This is a genomic window from Serratia sp. GW822-FHT06E05 (assembly GCF_058799445.1).
Window position 1 is genome coordinate 89,827 of record NZ_JBXALM010000012.1, and the last position, 19,852, is coordinate 109,678.

14 protein-coding genes are annotated in these 19,852 nt (G+C 56.9%); 7 read left to right on the plus strand and 7 right to left on the minus strand.

The features are described from left to right. Nucleotides 1-34: 34 nt before the first annotated feature. Nucleotides 35-1,636 carry a condensation domain-containing protein gene (locus AC1RKC_RS22175; protein WP_493092510.1) on the minus strand — a complete coding sequence of 534 codons (1,602 nt, stop codon included), beginning with the start codon at nucleotides 1,634-1,636 and terminating at the stop codon, nucleotides 35-37. 506 nt (nucleotides 1,637-2,142) lie between these two features. Here AC1RKC_RS22175 and AC1RKC_RS22180 point away from each other — a divergent pair. The 5 genes from AC1RKC_RS22180 (at nucleotide 2,143) to feaR (ending at nucleotide 10,699) form a co-directional block, all read left to right on the plus strand. Beyond that, on the plus strand, nucleotides 2,143-4,266 hold the full coding sequence (locus AC1RKC_RS22180) for a TonB-dependent receptor (RefSeq protein WP_174573785.1): 2,124 nt from the start codon (nucleotides 2,143-2,145) through the stop codon (nucleotides 4,264-4,266). Nucleotides 4,267-4,420: 154 nt separating this feature from the next. After that, entirely contained in the window at nucleotides 4,421-7,357 is a 2,937-nt protein-coding gene (locus tag AC1RKC_RS22185; protein WP_493092511.1) for a condensation domain-containing protein, read from the plus strand. Between the two features lie 46 nt (nucleotides 7,358-7,403). Beyond that, entirely contained in the window at nucleotides 7,404-8,636 is a 1,233-nt protein-coding gene (locus tag AC1RKC_RS22190; protein ID WP_046374410.1) for a YncE family protein, read from the plus strand. A gap of 306 nt (nucleotides 8,637-8,942) precedes the next feature. Further along, complete coding sequence (locus AC1RKC_RS22195; RefSeq protein WP_261134974.1) at nucleotides 8,943-9,584, plus strand: DsbA family protein; 642 nt, start codon at nucleotides 8,943-8,945, stop codon at nucleotides 9,582-9,584. 200 nt (nucleotides 9,585-9,784) lie between these two features. After that, complete coding sequence (feaR, locus tag AC1RKC_RS22200) at nucleotides 9,785-10,699, plus strand: transcriptional regulator FeaR (RefSeq protein WP_490633361.1); 915 nt, start codon at nucleotides 9,785-9,787, stop codon at nucleotides 10,697-10,699. A 36-nt stretch (nucleotides 10,700-10,735) separates the two neighbouring features. Here the strand turns inward: feaR and AC1RKC_RS22205 are convergent, their stop codons facing one another. The 3 genes from AC1RKC_RS22205 to tehB form a co-directional block, all read right to left on the minus strand. Further along, on the minus strand, nucleotides 10,736-12,235 hold the full coding sequence (locus AC1RKC_RS22205) for an aldehyde dehydrogenase family protein (protein ID WP_493092513.1): 1,500 nt from the start codon (nucleotides 12,233-12,235) through the stop codon (nucleotides 10,736-10,738). 153 nt (nucleotides 12,236-12,388) lie between these two features. Continuing rightward, the gene (leuE, locus tag AC1RKC_RS22210) at nucleotides 12,389-13,027 is read right to left on the minus strand and encodes a leucine efflux protein LeuE (RefSeq protein WP_020825394.1); all 639 of its coding nucleotides are present in this window, start codon (nucleotides 13,025-13,027) and stop codon (nucleotides 12,389-12,391) included. A gap of 178 nt (nucleotides 13,028-13,205) precedes the next feature. After that, nucleotides 13,206-14,066, minus strand: a complete 861-nt coding sequence (gene tehB, locus AC1RKC_RS22215; RefSeq protein ID WP_493092515.1) for an SAM-dependent methyltransferase TehB — start codon at nucleotides 14,064-14,066, stop codon at nucleotides 13,206-13,208. A 283-nt stretch (nucleotides 14,067-14,349) separates the two neighbouring features. Here tehB and AC1RKC_RS22220 point away from each other — a divergent pair, with 283 nt between their 5' ends. After that, on the plus strand, nucleotides 14,350-15,468 hold the full coding sequence (locus AC1RKC_RS22220) for a DUF1615 domain-containing protein (RefSeq protein WP_048759678.1): 1,119 nt from the start codon (nucleotides 14,350-14,352) through the stop codon (nucleotides 15,466-15,468). Here the strand turns inward: AC1RKC_RS22220 and AC1RKC_RS22225 are convergent. Both AC1RKC_RS22225 and AC1RKC_RS22230 read right to left on the minus strand, forming a co-directional pair. Next, nucleotides 15,465-16,070 (minus strand): glutathione S-transferase, encoded by a 606-nt coding sequence (locus AC1RKC_RS22225; protein WP_493092517.1) that lies wholly within the window; start codon nucleotides 16,068-16,070, stop codon nucleotides 15,465-15,467. The genes AC1RKC_RS22220 and AC1RKC_RS22225 overlap by 4 nt on opposite strands. Nucleotides 16,071-16,098: 28 nt before the next feature. Next, nucleotides 16,099-16,941, minus strand: a complete 843-nt coding sequence (locus tag AC1RKC_RS22230; RefSeq protein ID WP_172958951.1) for an alpha/beta fold hydrolase — start codon at nucleotides 16,939-16,941, stop codon at nucleotides 16,099-16,101. A 108-nt stretch (nucleotides 16,942-17,049) separates the two neighbouring features. Here AC1RKC_RS22230 and AC1RKC_RS22235 point away from each other — a divergent pair, with 108 nt between their 5' ends. Further along, nucleotides 17,050-17,922: a LysR family transcriptional regulator gene (locus AC1RKC_RS22235; RefSeq protein ID WP_046374402.1), complete on the plus strand. Its 873-nt coding sequence runs from the start codon at nucleotides 17,050-17,052 to the stop codon at nucleotides 17,920-17,922. Between the two features lie 22 nt (nucleotides 17,923-17,944). Here the strand turns inward: AC1RKC_RS22235 and AC1RKC_RS22240 are convergent, their stop codons facing one another. After that, a complete protein-coding gene (locus AC1RKC_RS22240; protein ID WP_493092519.1) occupies nucleotides 17,945-19,621 on the minus strand; it encodes an alpha-keto acid decarboxylase family protein in 1,677 nt (558 codons plus the stop codon). Nucleotides 19,622-19,852 lie beyond the last annotated feature (231 nt).

A 19,852-nucleotide genomic window follows, 5' to 3' on the forward strand; every position in this document is an offset into this window, starting at 1 on the left:
GCAGGGCGCATGAGACCACGCGCCCGGATCGGTATCAGGCTTTAGGTGCCAGCACCTGCAATAACAGTTGAGCGCCCTCGGCGGCATTGGGGGCTCGCTCGCAGATCACTGCGGCAAGAGCGGCCGGAGTCGGGTTCGCCTCTATATCCTTCGGCGCCAGCGCCACCGGCAGGTATTTGTTAAGTACCGCCAATAGGGCCATCAGAGCGTCCTGCGGCAGTTGCAGGGTACGGATATCGTCATCGTCACCCAGCCTGGCGTCCGGCGCGACCCGTGCCAGCAGCCGGTGCAGCAGTTGGCGAACCGGCATCTGGCGTGCCTGGCCCGCTGGGGAGCATTGCGCCAACCACTGCGAAAGCGGCTGATTAAAGCTGTCCGGCCGGTTGGCGGCCCGTTTCAGCAAGGCGCCGTAAGTGGCGAACAGCTGCGGTAACAGCCGATCAGGGAAGGCGTCCAGGCGGACGTCCCAGTTGATCAGAATGCCGCCGTTGGCGTGTGCCACCTGCGCATCCAGCGCCACCTGTGGCCCCTGGGATATTACCCACTCCAGCGGGCCAAAGGTGCGGGTGACGTTGTCAGAAAACAACGCTTTGCCACGGATGCCAAACCCGGCGGTAAACACGACGGGTGAAGGCTGCATGCTGCCTTGCAGGCGCGACAAATCGCGCATCACGCTGACGCCGGGGTAATCGGCGTGAGCTATTAACTCCGCCAGCTGGGCCATCAGGCGGCGGCTGAAAGCCGGCAAGTTTTCAGCCGGGTTCAGCTCCACGCCCAGCAGCACCAGGTTAGAGAAGTCGCCAATGATCGTGGCGAGGTTGGCTTCATCCCGGTGGAACAGCGGCACGTTGAGCCTGAAGCGCGACATGTTCCAGCCATGGCCGACGGTAACGGCAAACAGCGCCAGAAACAGGGATGACAGCGTGATGCCGTGCGCTCTGGCGGCATCTTCCAGCGCTTTGGTTTCGCTCGCGCTCAGTTGCAGCGCCAGCCGATCGCTGCGGCAAATATCCGGTGTGCGCAACAGGTGTGGTGCCGGCGGCAGCTGAGGCAGGCGTTCGCGCCACCAGGCCTGAGCGCGGGTGCGACGTGCCTGCTGCGCGGTATCGGCATAGTGACGATCCAGATAGTCAAAGTAGGGTACGCCATTGTCGGCGGGGGATGCCGGACATTGGTGATAAAACCGCGCCAAATCCTCCATCAACACGCGGAAACCCATGGCATCGCCGGCGATCATATCCAGATCAACATGCAGCCTGCTGTGGCCGCCCGGCAGCAGGCTGAGGCTGATATCGCAGGGGATACCTTGTTCCAGCGGCAGTTTTTGGCTGCTTTTTTGCTGCCGTTTGGCTGTGAGCCGGTGGCTCGCTTCGGGGATATCGAACTGGCTGAAATCGTCCAGATGCAGGCCATGTTCAGGGCCGCAGGGGCTGATGGTCTGCTGGCCATCGGCCGTGATGCACAGGCGCAACATAGGGTGATGCAGGTAAAGGGCGGCAACGGCCTGTCTCAGTCGTTCGACGTCCAGGTCGCAGCAGTTAAATTCCGCATACAGGTGGGCGGATACGCCCCCCAGCGGCGCTTCGGATTGCCGACCTACCCAGTAGGCGGCCTGCATCGTGGTCAACGCTTTCATCGGGTTTCCATCAGTATTGAGAGACTGTAAGAATATATTGCAATGTTAATGGGAATGAAAATTATTACTATTTTTATTTGTTAGTATAAAACGTAAGGGTAATGTGGAAAGGGGAGGTTCTCGCTCGCTTATAGAAAATATTAATACCGATATAATTATGTTTTATATTCATTTTAATTGAAATTATTGGTTTTAAAGAACCTACAATAACTGCGTTTTATCGTTCAGCACTTTACCCGCTGCGCATCCTGTTTATTTGTTTAGTTGATAATGATTTGCATTAAAAAATGTAAAATATTATCATTATTAACATTTCTTTACGTTTCCAGACAAAAAATCTGCGTCCGCCCCCGGTTTATCTGGGGTGGGGCGGCTGTCTGCGGCAGGGATATGCAATAGCAAGGTCAGGAAGGCCGCAATGCCATTGTCAGTGTGAGAATCAGCGTCGTTACCTATGTGAAATAAAACATATTTTTGTGCATCTGGGATGAAAGGAGAATACATCTATGAGCAAGCATTCAGCGGCTCAAAGGCATAAAATCGTAGGAAACAAGGAAAAAGCAGGCTTGCAGGCCATTGGGGCATTTTCCTCACTCTTTCTGAGTCTTTGTTCTTTATCTGTGGGCAGCGTTAACGCCGCCGCAGTGGACGAAAAGGTGCAGGAAGCCGCCGACAGCAAACGTAACGATAATTGGCAGGACTCCGAAAGCCTGCTGGTGACTGGCGAAAAGATAAAGCGCAGCATTTTCGACACCGGCTCCAGCGTGCAGGTGTTCGACAGTGAGCGGATCGCCGCTATGCCCAACGCGTTGCAGATCCCCGATTTATTACGCATGACGGCCAACGTCATGGATGTCGGCATCGGTAACGATCTGCCCACCGTGCGCGGTATCGACGGCTCCGGCCCGAACACCGGCGCCAACGCCTTCCTCAGCGGCACCCGTCCGCGCCTCAATTTGTCTCTGGATGGTCGCTCCCTGACCTATAACGAGCAGGCCTATGGCCCGCAGTCGCTGTGGGATCTGGATCGCGTCGAAGTGTTCCTCGGCCCGCAGAGCTATATTCAGGGGCGTAACGCCATTGCCGGTGCGATCGTGATGGCCAGTAAGGATCCCACTTTCGATTGGGAGAGTGCCTTCAAGGGCGGTGCGGGCAACCAGCACTCTTCGCAATTGTCCGCTATGGTTTCAGGCCCGCTGGTGGAAGATCAACTGGCGTTCCGCGTCAGCGTCGATCGCCAGCGTCGCCGCAGCGATGTCGATCTTCCTGCTTATGAGCCGGTGGGCGATCCGCGTGAGGTTGAAGCCACTACCGCTCGTGCCAAACTGTTGTTCAATCCGGCAGGCCTGCGCGAGCTGACCACCAAGCTGACCTTTAACCACTTTGGCAGTACCTCGCCGCAAAACGAGAGCCTCAACCCGCTGGTTCACCCGACCAGCCTGCGCCACGATCCGCGCCGGGCGGTGTTTAAAAGCAACACCAACAGCGGCGTTTGGGATCTGTCCTGGGAGCAATCCGACAGCCTGACGCTGGAAAACCGCGTTATTTATACCGACTTCAATATTAACCGTCCTACGGCTTATGCCTTGCCGTACGCCGATATCGGCGGAAAAGAGGTGCACGTGGAGCCTGTGGCGCGCTTTGGTGGGCCAGACAGCCGCCTGCGCGGGCTGGCAGGGTTGCGTTATTTCCACTCCAAGCAGGATGAGTTCGTTAACATTTTCGGCGGTTCGACCTTCAAGGATAAAACCGACACCAACTCGGCCTTTGCCGAGCTGACCTACGCCATCACGCCGAAGGTGGATATCACCGCCGCCAGCCGTTTGGAACGCGAGCACCGTCAGCGTACCGGCGGCAGCAAGGCCGTGCGTATCGATTTCGATGAAACCTACGACGTATTCCTGCCGAAGCTGGATCTGGCCTGGAAACCGACGGATACCCAGACCTACGGTGCCAAGGTGGCGCGCGGCTATAACGCCGGTGGCGCAGGCATCACGATCGGCACGCCGGTAGTCAATTACACCTATGGTTCGGAATATGTCTGGAACTATGAGTTGTACACCCGTCACCACCTGAAAGATGCCAACGTCATCCTGACCAGCAACATCTTCTACAACGACTACAAGGACATGCAGCTGCCGTATTCCCTGGGGCCGAACTCCTCGGTGATCCGCAATGCCGACAAGGTAGAAACCTACGGCGCGGAAATGGGGGCGACCTGGCAGCCGCGTTGGGACTTCGAACTGTTCACGAACGTCGGTCTGTTGAAGACCAAGATCAAGAAGTTCTCGGGCAGCGGCGTAGATGGGCATGAACTGGCGCGTGCGCCGGCTTATACCGCCAACATGGGCGCCAAGTACCAGTTGATGGCCGGGTTGGAACTGAGCGGCAACGTGGCGTTCTCGGACTCCTACTACTCGCAGTACGACAACGACTCTCGCGGGCGCATCGGATCTTACTGGTCGGCGAATACTCAACTGGCGTACACCTTCGCCTATGGCCGCGCCACCCTGTATGCGCAGAACCTGTTTGACTCGGAACGTCGCGTGATGGTCAGCGGCAACGACGTCTACACCGCGACTCAGCAGCGTCCACGCATGATCGGTGCGGCGCTGGAGCTGACATTCTGATGCGATAGCAATCGGTCTGCAGCAGGGGCGTATTCACGCCTTGGATTGTTGGCGCTTGCGCGAGTTTGTCAGCGATCTGTGGTGGATACGTCCCTGTTTATGGCCCGCGTTCCCCCCGAGGTTCCGGTATGGCCGGGCACAAGGAGATAGAGCAGTGAGCGGTTATTTTGACAATATTCTCAGCGATGACGAGGCCCAGCGTCTGGACCTGGCGTTTCAGACGCTGGGCGAGCGGGCGGCGGATGCCTCACAGCCATTGAGCGAAGCGGAAGAACTGGCGTGGTTCATGCACCAGCAGCGCGGCGACGGCGGTTGCCAGCAGGCGATGGCCTGGCGGCTGGGCGGCGAGCCGGATATCGGCAGACTGGCCAGCGCGCTGGAGGCTCTGACCCGACTGATGCCGGAACTGGACGTTCGTTACGATTTCGACGATGAGCAAGGCTTACGCAAACTGCGCGGCAACGCAACGCTGAATCCGGTGAGCATTCAGCCTGTCGCGGACGAACAGCAGGCGGTAAGCCGTCTGTTGCAGGCGCAGGCGACGCCTCTTGAGTTGGCAAGCGAAGCACCAGTTCGTTTTCTGCTGTTTACCGGTGCCGGTTCGGTGCTGGGCGTCGTTGCCCACGATATTTTGGCTGAACGGCTGTCGTGTCGACAATTATTGACGATGCTGTCGGCGCTGTATAATCGCCATGATCCCCTGCCAGTCCCGGACACTCTGTCGCCGGTTGTACTGAATACGCCATTGCCGGAAGCGACGGAGCTGGTTCTGCCGTGGCCACGCCATGCGACAGCGCTGCGGGACTACCGACAATTGGCAGCACAGGACGAGCGTCTGGCGCAGGCCGGGGTACGTATAGCGACCCGCGTGGCGCGCAAGATTTTGCCCGTAACCGAGAACCCAACCACCTTACTGGCGGCGATCGCCGTTCGCTTTGGCCGCTTTATCGCCGCTCAGTCCGGCGGGCAACCGGTGCAGTTGTGCGTGCCGCTCGACGACGCACAACAGGCAAACGGCATGGACGGCTGGCAGGGCGCTAGCCGATTGAAACGCCTGACCTTGCAGCCTGCGGATCAGGAGGTGGAAAGCCGACTGCTGGCACAGCAAACGGCGGAAGCGCCCAACCCAGAATTAGCTCAGCTTCTGGTGAGCTGGCTGGCGGATCCTTCGGTGGCGCTGCAGTTGGATGGGGTTAGTGCTGAACGCCTGCTGTTACCGCCGCTGCATACGCCTTTTGAACTGATGCTGGCTTTGAGCCTGCCCGAGCCGGACTCGGTGGTGTTGGAGTTAGTGGCGGATCCGCGCCTGACTCCGCATGTCGCGCCGTTCCTGCTGGAGCAGTTCGTCGCTTATCTCGCCGGACGGACGATCACGACAGCCCTGCTGCCTGCCGCTGAGCAACCGTTGGCCCAGCCCGAAGCTGTTCTGGCGGGAGAGGATGCACAACAACAAGAAAATGATGAAATCGCCCAATTGATCCTGGCGGAATTCCGCGATGCCCTGGTGGCGCCGGACATGACCGTCGATGAAGATTTCTTCGATCGCGGCGGGCATTCGCTGGTCGCGACCCGCGTCATCGGTCGTTTGTTAAGCCTGCACCGTATCGAACTCAACATTAACGATCTGTTCAGTCACGCCACGGCCCGAGGGCTGTCGGCCTACGCCAAACGTCAGGCGGTTACGGCACCGGCGGTACAAGCGCCCAGTACACAGCTGCGGGATGAGGTCGTCCAGGCACCGCTGTCGCTGGCCCAGCACTCCCTGTGGAAAGTGTACGAGGCCTTCGGTCACGACGAGATCTTCAATCTGCCTTTCGCCATCAATTTCCTCGATCCGGTGGATGAAATGGCCCTGCGTCAGGCGTTTATCGACGTCATGACGCGCCACAGCGTATTGCGTTCACTGTTTATCGAACATCAGGGGGAGGTTCGCCAACAGGTCGTGCCTGCGGCTGAACTGCTCGATTACGAGTGGTTCCACTTCTCTCATGAAACACCGGCCGGTAACGCCAGCGAACTGTTGGCCAAGGCCGGCGACCACCGCTTTGATCTGACCCGCGAGCTGCCGCTGCGCGCCACCTTCCTGCGTGACGCGGCAACCGGCCGGCAACTGCTTTCGCTGCTGTTCCACCATGTGGTGCTGGATGAATGGTCGCTGAACCTGATGATGGACGAGCTGGGCATCGCCTACAGCCACCGTGTGGCGGGGCAGAAGCCGCAGTGGAAAGGTGAAGTGCCGCAGTTTTATGCCTTTGCCCGGCAGCAGCAGGCCGGCGGCGTCGCACAGCAACACCTGGACTATTGGCTCGATAACCTGCGCGATGCGCCGGTCGGTCAGCCGCTGTTCCAGCAGGAACCTTCGCACCATCCTGCAGTCCCGGCCGATGCAGACGTCAACGGCGGATGGCTGGAATTTGACGTCGAACCAACGGTGGCTGAGGGGTTGTACGCGCAGGCCAGGAAGAACAACGCCTCACTGTTCAACGTGGTCTACGCCGGTATCACTACGGCGCTGCGCCTGTTGGGCGGTTCGACGGATCTGCTGGTGGGGACTTCCACCTCCGGCCGTAACGACGCCGAGTTCTTTGACACCATCGGCTACTTCACCACGGTGGTGGTGCACCGGGTGCGCTTCACCGAACAGCTGACGGTCGCAGGGCTGATTGAGCAGGTGAAAAACACCATCAATGGTTCTATGCCTTACACCGATATTCCTATCGATCTGGTGGAAGAAGGGCTGTTTGGCGCTCATGCCGACCGCAAGAACCACATGTTCGAAGTGTTCATTCAGATCCACAGCCGTATCAAGCTGAACGGGGCATTTACCCTGCAGGACGGCAGCACGGTGGCCTATCGTCAGGTGGAGCCGGAGAAAACCGAATCGCTGCTCGGTTTGCAGTTTGAAGTGATGGAAGAAAACCTCGACGGCGTGAAATCCCTGCGCGTGATGATGACCTACCGTACCGATCATTACACCGCGCAACAGGCGGGGTTGATCGCTGCAACTATTCAGCACGTTTTCTCTCACTTTGCCCAACAGGCTGGTGGGGATATGCCACTGTCGGCCTTGCCGCCGGCGCCACAGCAATAACGTTGTTCACCCTAACTGACTTTATTACTTTCATGGAGATAAACGGATGTCTGGAACAATAGGAACACCCCGCGCTTTACTGTCGCTGTTGATTGCAACGTCGTTGGTGGTGGCCGGTGCGGCGCAGGCCCGTGACGCAGGGATCACTCAGCAGGATATCAAGCGCCAGCCATTGTCGTCGGCGCTGGTGGAAATGGCCTACAGCCCAAGCCAGAAGTCGCTGTTCGTCAGCGCACCGGACTGGAAGGAAGAGGCGAAATCCCGCGTGTTGCGTCTGGATCCGACCACGTTGGCGGTGCAGGCGGAGATCCCTCTGCAGGTGAAGGGGTTCGGCGTAGCCCTGGATGATGCCGGCCACCGGCTGTATCTGACTCAAGGGTTCAATGGCTCGGTCGGCGTGGTGGATACCACCACCAACCGTGCGCTGGACAGCATTCCGGTGACCGAAAAAACGATGCTGGAGCAGACCTACAAAGAGGCCGGTATCAGCGGCAAGCGCCTAGAGTTCCTGCTCAAGGAGCTTAAGCGCTTCAAGATCACCGAGGACTATCAGTACCGCATCCGCGAAATGAAGTATGACGCGCAGAGCGGCCGCCTGTTCTTGCCGGGGTTGGGTTTTGGGGTAGATAGCGTGCTGTTTGTGGTCAATACCCGGACTCAAAAGCTGGAGAAAATGATCCCCGGTTTCGGCTACAACGCGGTGGGCATCACTCTGGATGAGAAAGGACGGCGCGTATTTGTCTCTAACATGCAGGGGCAACTGATTACCCTGAATGCCGATACCCTGGCGATCACCTCTACCAAAGAGATTCAAGCGGATCAGCTGCTGAACCTGGTGTACGACGGGAAGAATAACCGTCTATTAGGGGTGGATCAGGGGATCGACCGCGACAACTACCGCAATACCCACCTTGAGCGCGACTACGTGAAGCGCAGCAGCGGTCACCGGGTGTTTGCGTTGGATGCGGACAGCGGCAAAGTGTTAGCCAGCGAACTGACCGATGAAGTGCCAATTGGCCTGCTGTTGGACGATCGCAACCAGCGTGTGTATGTCGCCAACCGCAAAGGGATCCGCGTCGATCATGGCGCAGGTACGTTGACGGTGTTTGATTCAAACAGCCTCAAGCGCCTGCAAACCGTAGAACTGCCGCCGCACCCTAACAGCCTGGCGCTGGACACCAGCAACAACGTGCTGTTCGTGACGGTGAAGAATGACGGAGCCAGCACCAAAGCCGGCAAACCGGAAAGCGTAGTCCGTATTCAACTGCCAAAAAACTAAGTGTGATCCCGCTGCGTCAGTGAAGGCTGACGCAGCGTATTCTTGGCATAAGTCTTCTTGCCCGCAGTGAATCCATACTCACCAATATTGTTATTAATTAACGGCATACTTATTTCGCTGCCGCCTCTTCTGAGGCGGTTGTGTAGCATGACGTCTGGGGCGCAGAACGCCACTGACGGCCCGCATGGCCCCTTGATGTGAGCCAATCCCACATAAATACAAGGTAATAAAAACTGGTCTTGTTCCGATAATTTGATTATAAACACCGCCGTTAGGGACAATGTTCTCATCTGAATTGGAGTAGTTATGTTGGCTAAAGTTAATCGGCTGTTCGCCGGTGCGCTCCTGGCGCTATTGCTTCCTGCTGTCGCCGTGGCGGCGGATTACCGTGCTGGCGAGCAATATTCTCGCCTGGATAAACCGGTGGCGTCAGCCCCTGCGGTGGTGGAGTTTTTCTCTTTTTATTGCGGCCCTTGTTATCAGTTTGCCGAAACCTACCATGTTGGCAGCACCGTCAGCCAGGCGCTGCCTGAGGGCACCAAGCTGACCAAATATCATGTCGGCCTGATGGGCAAATTGGGCAATGAGCTGACTGAAGCCTGGTCGGTAGCGATGGTGATGGGCATCGAGGATAAAATCGAAGGCCTGCTGTTCGACGAGCTGCAAAAAAAGCGCGCCATCAACAGTGAAGAGGATATTCAGCGGGTGTTTGCCGCCGCCGGCGTCGATGCCGCGGCCTATGAAAATGCGCGCCACAGCCTGTTGGTGAAGGGCTTGATTGCCAAGCAGAATGAAGCGGTGAAAGCGCTGGACGTACGGGCAACCCCATCGTTTTATGTCTCCGGCAAGTACAAAATCGATAATGCCGGAATGGCGAGCCAAAGCGTTGACGGCTATGCAAAAGAATACGCGGCCGTGGTGCGTTATCTGCTGGATAGCCAGCCTTAATCCTCCCGATTTTCCCGTTTTTATCAACCCGGCTACGGCCGGGTTTTTCATGTCTGGAGCCATAAGGCGCAATTTGTGATCCCAGCGCCAGATCCCACTGTCGGCATTGCTTGTATGTTACTGGGTTGTTATGTTGATTTTCTGTTCATTGCCGCTTGCGGTTCGAACGCGTCCATCGCTGATGTGTGAAGGGGGGATCCATGGCAATTTCCGTACCGGTCAGGGAGGTTGGCTTCGAGGAGTGGTTGGCGAAAATCAACTCCGCCTGCGGCCGGTTCTGCGCCCGAACTCTGGGGCCGGGATTTAGCGGCGCGATGCAGGAATTTCGTGCCCACGCGTTACGTATGAGCGTGGTGGATGCGACGCAAACCCGCCTGTATCGAACCCAAAAAGAAATTAACCGCAGCGACGGCTCGCATTTTTTCACGGTCTTTCAACTGCGCGGCAGTTCATTGATGGAGCAGGGTGACCGACAGGCAGTCTTGTCCGCCGGTGACGTCACGCTGATCGACGCTTCACGTACCAGCAGTTTTACCTTTCAACAGGACTCCCGCCAAATCTCATTACTGATGCCGCGCAGCTATTTCGAACGGTCGGCACGTTTTAGCGATCTGCAATTCGCACGACGGCTGGATGGGCAAAGCAGCATGGCGCGCCTCAGTCGGCAACTGGTCTTGGGCTGCATGCAGGACGCGCAGATGAGCGCACCGGAGAGCGAGGCGATACTGAGTGCTGTGGCAACTCTGTTGCGCCCGGCGCTGGTGGAACCTGAAGTGGGAGCGGAGGTTTTCCCGCAGGCTTTCACCCGTACGCTGGCGTTTATCGATACGCATATCCAGTCGCCGCAGTTGCGGCCTGAGTGGATCGCCGCTGAACTGGGCATTTCGGTACGCAGCCTGTACCGGATGTTTGCCCGTCAGGGACTGGTGGTGGCGCAATATATCAAGCACCGCCGTCTTGATTTGTGCGCTCAGGTGCTACGCACGGCGCCTGAGCGGCAAAAGTTGGTCACTATCGGCCATGACTGGGGTTTTGCCGATCACAGCCATTTCTCCACCGCCTTCAAAAGCCGTTTTGGCGTTTCGCCCAGCGAATACCGTAAGCAGTATCAGTAGCGCCCTGGAGGGCGCTACTGGCGATTAAGGCGCTGTTCAGTAACGAATGCACACCGATTTGGATTCGGTATAAGCATCCAGCCAGTCCGGGCCGAAATCACGGCCGCTACCCGATTGTTTGAAGCCGCCGAAAGGCATGTTGGCGTCGATCAGCGTATGGGTGTTGACCCACACCGTGCCAGCCTGAATTCGTGGCGTGAAGGCCATCGCCGCTTGCAGGCTGGTGGTCCACAGGCTGGCGGTCAGGCCGTAGTCGGTGTCGTTGGCTTTGCGCAACGCTTCTTCAGCATCAGCCACGCGGATCAGATTGACCACCGGGCCAAACACTTCTTCGCGCGTCAGGTTCAGCTTGTCGTCCGGGTTAATTACCAGCGTCGGCGGAATATAGAACCCTTGCGAGTCCGGCCCGGTCGCGCCGCTGATCAACTCAGCGTGCTTGGATCTGGCATCGTCCAGATAGGCCGCCACTTTATTGCGGTGGTCGCTGGAGACCAGTGGGTTGATCTGCGCACTGGCATCCATGCCCGGTCCGACGGACAGGGATTTCACCGCCTGCTCGAACCCGGCCACCAAGGTGTCGTAGATTGGCGCTTCAATATAAATCCGCGAGCTGGCGGCGCACACCTGTCCCTGGTTCAGGAAGCTGCCCGCCATCAGGCCTTCGATAACCTGCTGCGGGTCGGCATCTTTCAGCACGATGGCCGGGTTTTTACCGCCCAGTTCCAGCGTCACGCGTGTCAGCCGGTCCGCCGCCGCGCGGGCGATGCCTTTGCCGACCGGCGTGGAGCCGGTGAAGCTCACTTTGGCGATCAGCGGGTGTTCGGTCAGCGCTTTGCCGCAGCCGGTACCTTTACCCGTCACCACGTTGAATACCCCCGTTGGAATGCCGGCTTCGGTCGCCAATTCGGCCATGCGCAGCAGGGTGAGCGGCGTGGTCTCCGAGGGTTTGATCACGATGGAACAACCTGCGGCCAGCGCTGGCATCACTTTCCACATACCGATCATCAGTGGGAAGTTCCACGGCACAATGCCGGCCACCACGCCAATCGGCTCTTTACGGGTATACACCTGATATTTGGCCCCCGGCGGCATGGGGATCGATACGTCCAGGGTTTGGCCGGTGATCTTGGTGGTCAGCCCGGCGGTGTAGCGCATCCAGTTCAGCGTGCAGCCTACCTCGAACATGCGGGCAATATTGATCGACTTGCCCTGTTCCAGCGTTTCCAACTGGGCCAGTTCTTCGGTGTGCTGTTCAACCAAATCGGCATAGCGCAATAAAATACGCTCGCGCTCGGCAGGTAAACGTTGCGCCCAGACCCCAGAGGTAAACGCCTGATGGGCCGATTGTACGGCGCGAGCGACGTCTTGCGCGTTGGCGTCGGCGGTGGAGGAAATTTGTTGTCCATTGGCGGGGTTATACACCGCCAGCCGGCCTTCGGCGGTGGAACCACACCATTGGCCGTCGATATACAGCCCATGATGACGATCGAGAAAACGTGAAACGCTGTCCATCACTGCTACGTTATTGTCAGGCATACGCCCTCCTGTCAGACAAAAAAGGTCGCTATCGTTAACCTTAAAAGTCTATAGCAGGCAGAGAAGGAGGGCTTTTGTCTGTCTGACATTCGGTTTGTCGTGCGTGACAGAGTAGAGAAAACGGCTGAGGGGATCAGCCGTTAATGCGGAGAACTAGGAGCTGAGGGTGGCCAAACGAGTGGCGAAGCCGAGGAACAGCAGGCCGATCAGGCCATTACCCAGTTTTGCCAGGCCTTTCTTATGGTTAAAGAAGTGCGCCAGCATCGCGCCGGAGAAGATCAGCGTGGTCATGTAGATAAAACTGACCGATTCGAGGATCAGCGCCAGAATGGTGAACGACAGGCCGGTGTGCGCATAGTTGAAGTCGATAAACTGCACGAAGAACGACACGTAGAACAGGATCGCTTTCGGGTTGGTCAGGCTGAGCGTCAGCGATTTGCGCAGGATGCTGTGGCCGCCTTCAATCTGTTGTTGCTGCGCCGCATTTTTCTGGATAAAGGTGGCGTAGAGAATTTTCGCACCGAGGAACAGCAGGTAAATTGCGCCGAGAAAACGCACCAGGGTAAACAGGAACGGCGTGGTACGGATCAGTGAAGCCACGCCAATATAGGCGCAGAAAATCAGGATCGCATCGCCGATAAACACGCCCAGCGCGGCGGTATAACCGGCACGTACGCCACGTGTCACACCGGTCTTCAGTACGTACAGCGTATTCGGGCCTGGCAGAATGATGATAAATACCACCCCGGCCAGATAGGTCCAAAGATTCAGGACGCCAAAACTCTCTAACACAATAACCTCTCCATGCGCGGAACTGACAGCCAATAACACTGGCTACACCCGTAGCCGGGCGCGATCCTAACGCCGCAGCGGCGGGTTGGCAACGTATTAAACTTCATGTTGTTTGCCGTATTTTGCTACAGGTCGGCACCGGTCAATACTGTATCGAGCGGCGCCAATTGAAGGGATTTTAGGGTTTACGCGCCAGCAGCGTAGCAAAGCGCAGCGAAATGCGGTTACCGGCGGCGTCGGTTTTGTGCAGTTGGCCGACATCCTCGTTGTACTTCAGGATATCCCAGTCGGCGTAATACTCCTTCAGCTCGCCCGGTTTAAAGGTGAAGGGGAAGGGCAGACTGCAAGGGTAATCCGGAGTATCCATCGCGGCGACAATCAGGTTGTAACCGCCGTTCAGGGTGCTGTCCTGCATGTTTTTCACCAACCCTGGAATTCGCTCGCGGCTGAGGAACATAAACACCACGGTGGAAAGAATAAAGTCGTAATCGCCGCTGAAGGTGTGAGCATTGAGGTCTTGCACGCTGGCGCGAATGTGCGTCAGTCCTTCGCTATCAATGATGCTATTGAGGTTGTCGATCGACGGGCCATGTTTGTCCCAGGCGGTGACGTCAAAGCCTTTCAGATTGAGATAGAGCGAGTTGCGCCCGCCGCCGCAGCCCAGATCCAGCGCTTTGCCGGGTTTTATGCGCTGCACGGCTTCGATCACCTCGGAATGGGTGCGCGTCAGTTGGTGCTTTTTGTGGTAGTAATCTTCCGGTGAACAGTAGAAAGCCAGTTGGCAGGTCATATCATCGGAAAATGAAACGATGCGGTGCCATTGCTGTGGTTCGATAAACGGTGGCTGGCTCTCAGGGCTGAACTGCCAGGTTTCGGTAGTTTCGCCCTCTTCGGTCATCAACGCAAAGGTCAGGGTGCCGCTCAGCAGCGTGAGTTTGGCCCAGGTGCCGCTTTGGGTGTTGTGCTTTTGCTGGAAACTCTCCGGCAGCGTCACGCTGTTCCATACCGGCAGGGTTTTATAACAAAGCAGCTCATTCATGCGTCTCTCCTTAAATTTTGCGTTGCCCCGGTGTGGGCGAATAAAATGATTTTATATGTTGCATATAAAATACACCTTTATCAGCTCATTGAAAATGCCCGCGATCATGAAAGGTGTGATTAGAAGTGAGCAAGGCAAGATGCTTAACCCCACGGTCATTCCTTTAAGGTGTATTTCCTGGCAAACGCCTGCTCTCAGCTCCGGATCAACACATTTAGACTGGATCGGGGTCCGCTGCTGGGCTAACGTCACTGCAGTGTATGTCAAAACGATCAGGGAAAAGATGCCAATTCGCCGTTTTATCAACCCGATGACCTTGCGTCCGTTGAGCCTGGCCGCGCTGCTGGTGCTGGCCGGTTGTACCACGAAAACCACCACGACTTCACCGGTGCAACGCCCGGCTGACGTCAAAGCTCAACTGGTGCGTTTGATGCCGGCTAACACCGCCGATCGCCAGGGCTGGGCCACCGATATCACCGCCGCTTTTGCCGCACAGGGTATCGAGCCCAGCGACCAAAACCTGTGTTCAGTGCTGGCGGTAACCGAGCAGGAGTCGACCTTCCAGGCCAATCCGCCGGTGCCGGGGCTGCCCAAAATCGCCTGGAAAGAGATCGACCGCCGCGCTGATCAGTTACATATTCCCAACTTTCTGGTGCATACCGCTTTGCTGATCAAATCATCGAACGGCAAGAGCTACAGCGAGCGTTTGGATAAGGTTCGCACCGAAAAAGACCTGAGCGATATCTTTGACGATATGATTGATTCGGTGCCGATGGGGCAAAAGCTGTTTGGCAGCCTGAACCCGGTGCATACCGCCGGGCCGATGCAGGTCAGCATCGCCTTTGCCGAAGCGCATGCCAAAGGTTATCCGTATCCGATCGACGGCTCGATCCGCCGTGAAGTGTTCAGCCGCCGCGGCGGCATGTATTTCGGCATTGCCCACCTGTTGGGTTACCCGGCTGACTACAGCCAGCCGATCTACCGTTTCGCCGACTTCAATGCCGGTTGGTACGCCAGCCGCAACGCCGCTTTCCAAAGTGCGGTCAGCCGCACGACGGGCATTCCGTTGGCACTGGATGGCGACTTGATTAACTACGGCACCGACAAACCCGGCACCACCGAGCTGGCGGTGCGTACCCTCGGCAAGCGGCTCAATATGAGCGACTCGGCAATTCGCCGGGCGCTGGAGAAGGGGGACCTGCCCGAATTTGCCGATACCGACCTGTATGCGCGGGTGTATGCGCTGGCAGAGAAAACCACCGGCAAGAAACTGCCGCGGGAAATGCTGCCAGGCATTCAGTTGGAAAGCCCGAAAATCACCCGTAAGCTGACCACCGCCTGGTTTGCCAAACGGGTAGATGAGCGGCGCCAACGCTGCATGACGCGCGCTTCGGCAGGTTAAACCTGCGGAGTGCTGATAAACGCCGGGTGTTGTTCGGCCTGAGCAGCAAATGCCGCCAAAGTCGGGTGTTGCTGGTCGCTGATCTGCCCGGGCAGCATCAGTTGGGTGAAGCCCCAGGCCACCGCCACGCTGACCTCTGCGCTGCCCATAAATGGTGACACGGCGGACTGCGGCAACTGTTTTTCCAGTTCGGCGTAGGCCGCCTGCAGTTGGCCCTGGACACGATCCAGCCAGGGCTGATGCTGCTTTTCTTGCGGACGCAACTGCTGTTCATAAACGATTTGCACCGTTTTTTCGCAGGTGACCAATGCCAGCCCGTTCAACTGCAGGGCGTTCAGTCTCGCCGCGCCCTGATTTGGCAGTAAAGCTCTGCCGGAGGGGGCGATACCTGCGGCATATTCCAGAATAAGCGAAGAATCCATCAAGATCTGGCCGTCGGCCAGCACCAGCGTTGGGGCCTTTACCACCGGATTAATGGCTTTAAACCGGTCAAAACCGCTGAACACTGAAATTGCCTGGTGCTCAAACTCTATCTCCAACAATTTCAAACAAATAGCGACCCGGCGCACATAGGGTGAATCCAGCATGCCTATCAATTGCATTGTGTTCTCCTGAGCGCATTCGCCCGATTTAAAGTGAATGAATAAAGGTCTCCAGCTGTTGGGATACGGCTTCCGGTGCATCTTCCATAAGAAAATGCCCCGCCTGCGGGATCACCTGCAGCCTGGCGCCGGGAATGTCAGCTTGTAAACGGTAGGCGTAACTGACCGGCTGCCATTCATCGTTTTCTCCCCACAGGATTTGCACCGGTAGGCGCAGTTTTGGCAGACGCTGCGCGAAATCATCAGTATAGCGGGCATCATAATGGGCGATCTGTTGCTGATAAAAGGCCGGTTGACCGAGCACGCCAACGATCGGGGCCAGATAGCTCTGCAACAGCTCTCCCATCATCAGCGATTTGTTGAACACGGCCATTTGCAACTGACGCGTTAGGGTTTGTTGATGTTGTAAGGGGTCCATGACGGCGTACTGACGATAATTATCGCGGATGCTGCGCCAGGTGGGTGAAGGCCAGGAATCGTAGCTGCAAATGTCCGCAATGGTTAGCGAGCGAAAGCGATTAGCGTTCCCGAAGGCCGCGCGCAGTGATAACGCGCCACCAATATCGTGGCCAAATACGTGGGCGGAATCCAGTTGCCAGTGGTTCAGCAGGGCGATCAGTAAATCCGCCTGTGCGATAATCGAGGTCTCTGCGGACAATGGGCGTTCCGATGCGCCGTAGCCCAGCAGATCATAGTAATAAACCTGGAAGCCGGCCACCGTCAGGCGGGGCAGCAAATTTCGCCATATGATCGAATGGGCGGGGGTTCCGTGTACCAACACCAGTGGCACACCAGTCCCCTGTACGCCAGTGGCAATCCGATGCCCTTGAATAATGACCTGTTGATTAACCTGAGAAGTTAAGCCGCTCATGATGATTTCTCCCCATTACCGTGTTGAATATCACCCTACCCCTCGTCTTTTCATGACGCCAATGACAAGTTATGGTGATTCAATCCAACTTTTGTCATGAGGGCGTTTATGAACCAGCGTTTATCCATCGATGCATTGCGGGCGCTGCAGAGCGTAATCGACACCGGCAGCATGACGCGTGCGGCGAAACAGCTAAATCTCAGTCAGTCGGCAGTGAGTTGGAAAATCAAACGGTTGGAGGAACAGCTGGGCCGCACTCTGATCGATCGCCAGGGAGCCGCTTTGATCGCCACCGTGGACGGTGAGGCGCTGTTGATGCATGGACGACAGATTTTGCAGGCACACGATCGGGCATTGGCGCATTTTTCCCCCTCGTTATTGCAGGGGACAGTGCGTTTTGGCGCCACAGAGCAGATGTCGCTGTCCCGGTTGGCCACCTTGTTGGCGACCTTTACCCATCAACATCCGCAGGTTGACGTGCAGTTGGTCATCGATCAAAGCCAGGTATTGCGTAACGCTTTGGCTCAGGGAGAGTTGGACCTGGTACTGCATCAGCAGTTTTGCGATGCGTTAAGCACCGAAGATGTGGTGCTGGCAACGGAACAAATTCACTGGTGTGCGCCGCCAGGATGGCGTTTTCAGCCTGGTGACTGTGTGAAATTGGTCAGTTACGGCCCAGACTGCTTTTATCGCCGGCTGGCTGAAGAGCGCCTGAGTGCCGCGGGCATTGCCCACAAGGTCTCGGTGGAGTGTCCTTCGATATCCGGCATGTTGGCAGCGATTTCTGCCGGTATGGGGATTGGCCTGCTTAATCAGCAATCTGTCGATCGGCGGGTGGGGATCGAGACGGTATTTGAGCGTAAGTTACCCTTGCCGAAGGTGGCACATGCGTTGCGTTTGGGCCACCGGCGGCAACACCCGCTGCTGCAAAGTTTACAGCGGCAGGTGGTGCAAGGTCTGGAGGGGTCCGCCGCGCATTGAGCTACGGCGGATCTTGACGGGGTTAAGCGCGACGCGGGTTGGTCAAGCCGAAGTTAAAGTTATTGCAGCGGTTGCAGAATTCCTTCATCACCGGCGGGGTGTCCATCATCGGCACCTTAACTTCGATAAAGGCCAGCCGATCCTGACGCGAGGCGTGTTCCAGCGCCAATTCCAACTGGTGGGTAGTTTCTACCGCCACGCTGAACGGCTTCGCCTGGGTATTGAGCACCGCCGGCAGTTTGGCGTAGTCCCAGGGGCCGATATCGTTGTACGACGAGTTCTCGCCAAGAATATAACGTTCGATGGTGTAACCATCATTGTTAATCAAGAAGATAATCGGCTTCTGATCGTAGCGCAGCAGGGTGGAAACTTCCTGAGCGGTCAGTTGGAAAGAACCGTCGCCAATGAACAGCATATGTCGGCGGTCTGGTGCGGCCATCATGGTCCCCAGCAGCGCCGGCAGGGTATAGCCAATCGAGCCCCAGATCGGTTGATTGACCACCTGAACACCATCCGGCATACGCATGCCGCCAATCGCCGCGCCCGAGGTACCATTCTCCACCACAATTACGTCATCGGCGCGAATAAAGCGTTGTATGCGTTGCCATAAGTAAGCCTGATCGATAGGGGTATCGCTGGGCGTTGCCAACCGATGCCGCGCTTCAGGCAGGGGCGTCGGCGGGTGGCCTGTTACCTCTTCACCCAGTGCCAGCAGCGCCTGCAACAGGTCGGCGGTCGCCACTGCCGGGTAAGAGGTGGTGCCCAGCTTCACGGAGAACGGCTGAATATCAATTTGCGCGTCAGCCGGGATCTGGTGCGAAAAATACCCGGTTGTCGAGTCCACCAGGCGAACGCCAAAGCTCAGCACGCAGTCGGCGTGCGCCATATGTTCATAGAGTTCGGGGCGCGAAAGGTTGCCGCTGTAACCGCCCATCCAACCCGGCGTGGTTTCCGGAATGATGCATTTGGCCGTCGGCATATTGGTGAGGGGAATGGCAAATTTATGTGCGACCTCGATCACTAATTGCTGCAGTTGAAAGCGATCCACCATTTGGTCGACCAGAATAATCGATTTCTTTGCCTGTTTTATTCGCGCCAGCAATGCCATGGCCGCCAACTGGACATTATATTGGTCGCTGGCTGGCAATTGCGGCGCGACCATTGCCTGAGTGATTTCAATTTCCACATCACAAATATCAGAAGGTAACTGTAAATAAACCGGTTTCTTTTCCGTCCAGGCACGGGAAATAACGCGAGGGATCTCCATCGCCGCATTTTCTGGCGTGATCAACGCTTGGGCGACGGTGAATTGTTTAAAACAGTTCATGACGTTATCAAAATTGCCGTCCGCCAGCGTGTGGTGCAGCAGCTCATGATTTTTCATTGCGTGCAGCGGCGGGGTACCGGCCAGACAGACAACCGGTGCGGACTCGGCGTAAGCCCCGGCAATACCGGACAGCGCGGCCAGATCGCCGACGCCGTAGGTGGTGATCAGTGCCCCAGCCCCTTTTAACCGTGCATAACCGTCGGCCGCGTAGGACGCATTCAGCTCATTGCAGTTGCCAATAAATTCAATATTGCTGTCGTGCTCGATCAATTCCAGCAGCGCCAGATTATAGTCGCCGGGTACGCCATAAATACGATCGATGTTCAGGGTGCGGAGCTGTTGCAGGATGAATGCCCCGATAGTGATTTTCATGTGTTTCTCCGGATTTTTTATCTTTCTTTTATCAGGCAGAGAGCAGCAAATAACTTGCTGGCGATGTTGTGTTATGAGCAATTCAATAAACGTTCAGCCCTTGCAGACCGGGTCATGCTCGTTAGCTTTAACAATTATTTAAACTATCGGCTTGTTCAAGTTGAGTGGGGCGCATGAGAGGGTAGCTTGTTGTATTTGCGGGTTTACGTTGGGAGTGAGGGGGATTAACCG

Excerpts from the sequence above, each read along its gene's own strand:
- AC1RKC_RS22205 (WP_493092513.1), bottom strand. The coding sequence starts at position 12,235 with ATGCCTGACAATAACGTAGCAGTGATGGACAGCGTTTCACGTTTTCTC.
- AC1RKC_RS22240 (WP_493092519.1), bottom strand. The coding sequence starts at position 19,621 with ATGAAAATCACTATCGGGGCATTCATCCTGCAACAGCTCCGCACCCTG.
- AC1RKC_RS22195 (WP_261134974.1), top strand. The coding sequence starts at position 8,943 with ATGTTGGCTAAAGTTAATCGGCTGTTCGCCGGTGCGCTCCTGGCGCTA.
- AC1RKC_RS22180 (WP_174573785.1), top strand. The coding sequence starts at position 2,143 with ATGAGCAAGCATTCAGCGGCTCAAAGGCATAAAATCGTAGGAAACAAG.
- AC1RKC_RS22225 (WP_493092517.1), bottom strand. The coding sequence starts at position 16,070 with ATGCAATTGATAGGCATGCTGGATTCACCCTATGTGCGCCGGGTCGCT.
- AC1RKC_RS22230 (WP_172958951.1), bottom strand. The coding sequence starts at position 16,941 with ATGAGCGGCTTAACTTCTCAGGTTAATCAACAGGTCATTATTCAAGGG.
- AC1RKC_RS22175 (WP_493092510.1), bottom strand. The coding sequence starts at position 1,636 with ATGAAAGCGTTGACCACGATGCAGGCCGCCTACTGGGTAGGTCGGCAA.
- AC1RKC_RS22190 (WP_046374410.1), top strand. The coding sequence starts at position 7,404 with ATGTCTGGAACAATAGGAACACCCCGCGCTTTACTGTCGCTGTTGATT.
- AC1RKC_RS22235 (WP_046374402.1), top strand. The coding sequence starts at position 17,050 with ATGAACCAGCGTTTATCCATCGATGCATTGCGGGCGCTGCAGAGCGTA.
- AC1RKC_RS22220 (WP_048759678.1), top strand. The coding sequence starts at position 14,350 with ATGCCAATTCGCCGTTTTATCAACCCGATGACCTTGCGTCCGTTGAGC.
- tehB (WP_493092515.1), bottom strand. The coding sequence starts at position 14,066 with ATGAATGAGCTGCTTTGTTATAAAACCCTGCCGGTATGGAACAGCGTG.
- feaR (WP_490633361.1), top strand. The coding sequence starts at position 9,785 with ATGGCAATTTCCGTACCGGTCAGGGAGGTTGGCTTCGAGGAGTGGTTG.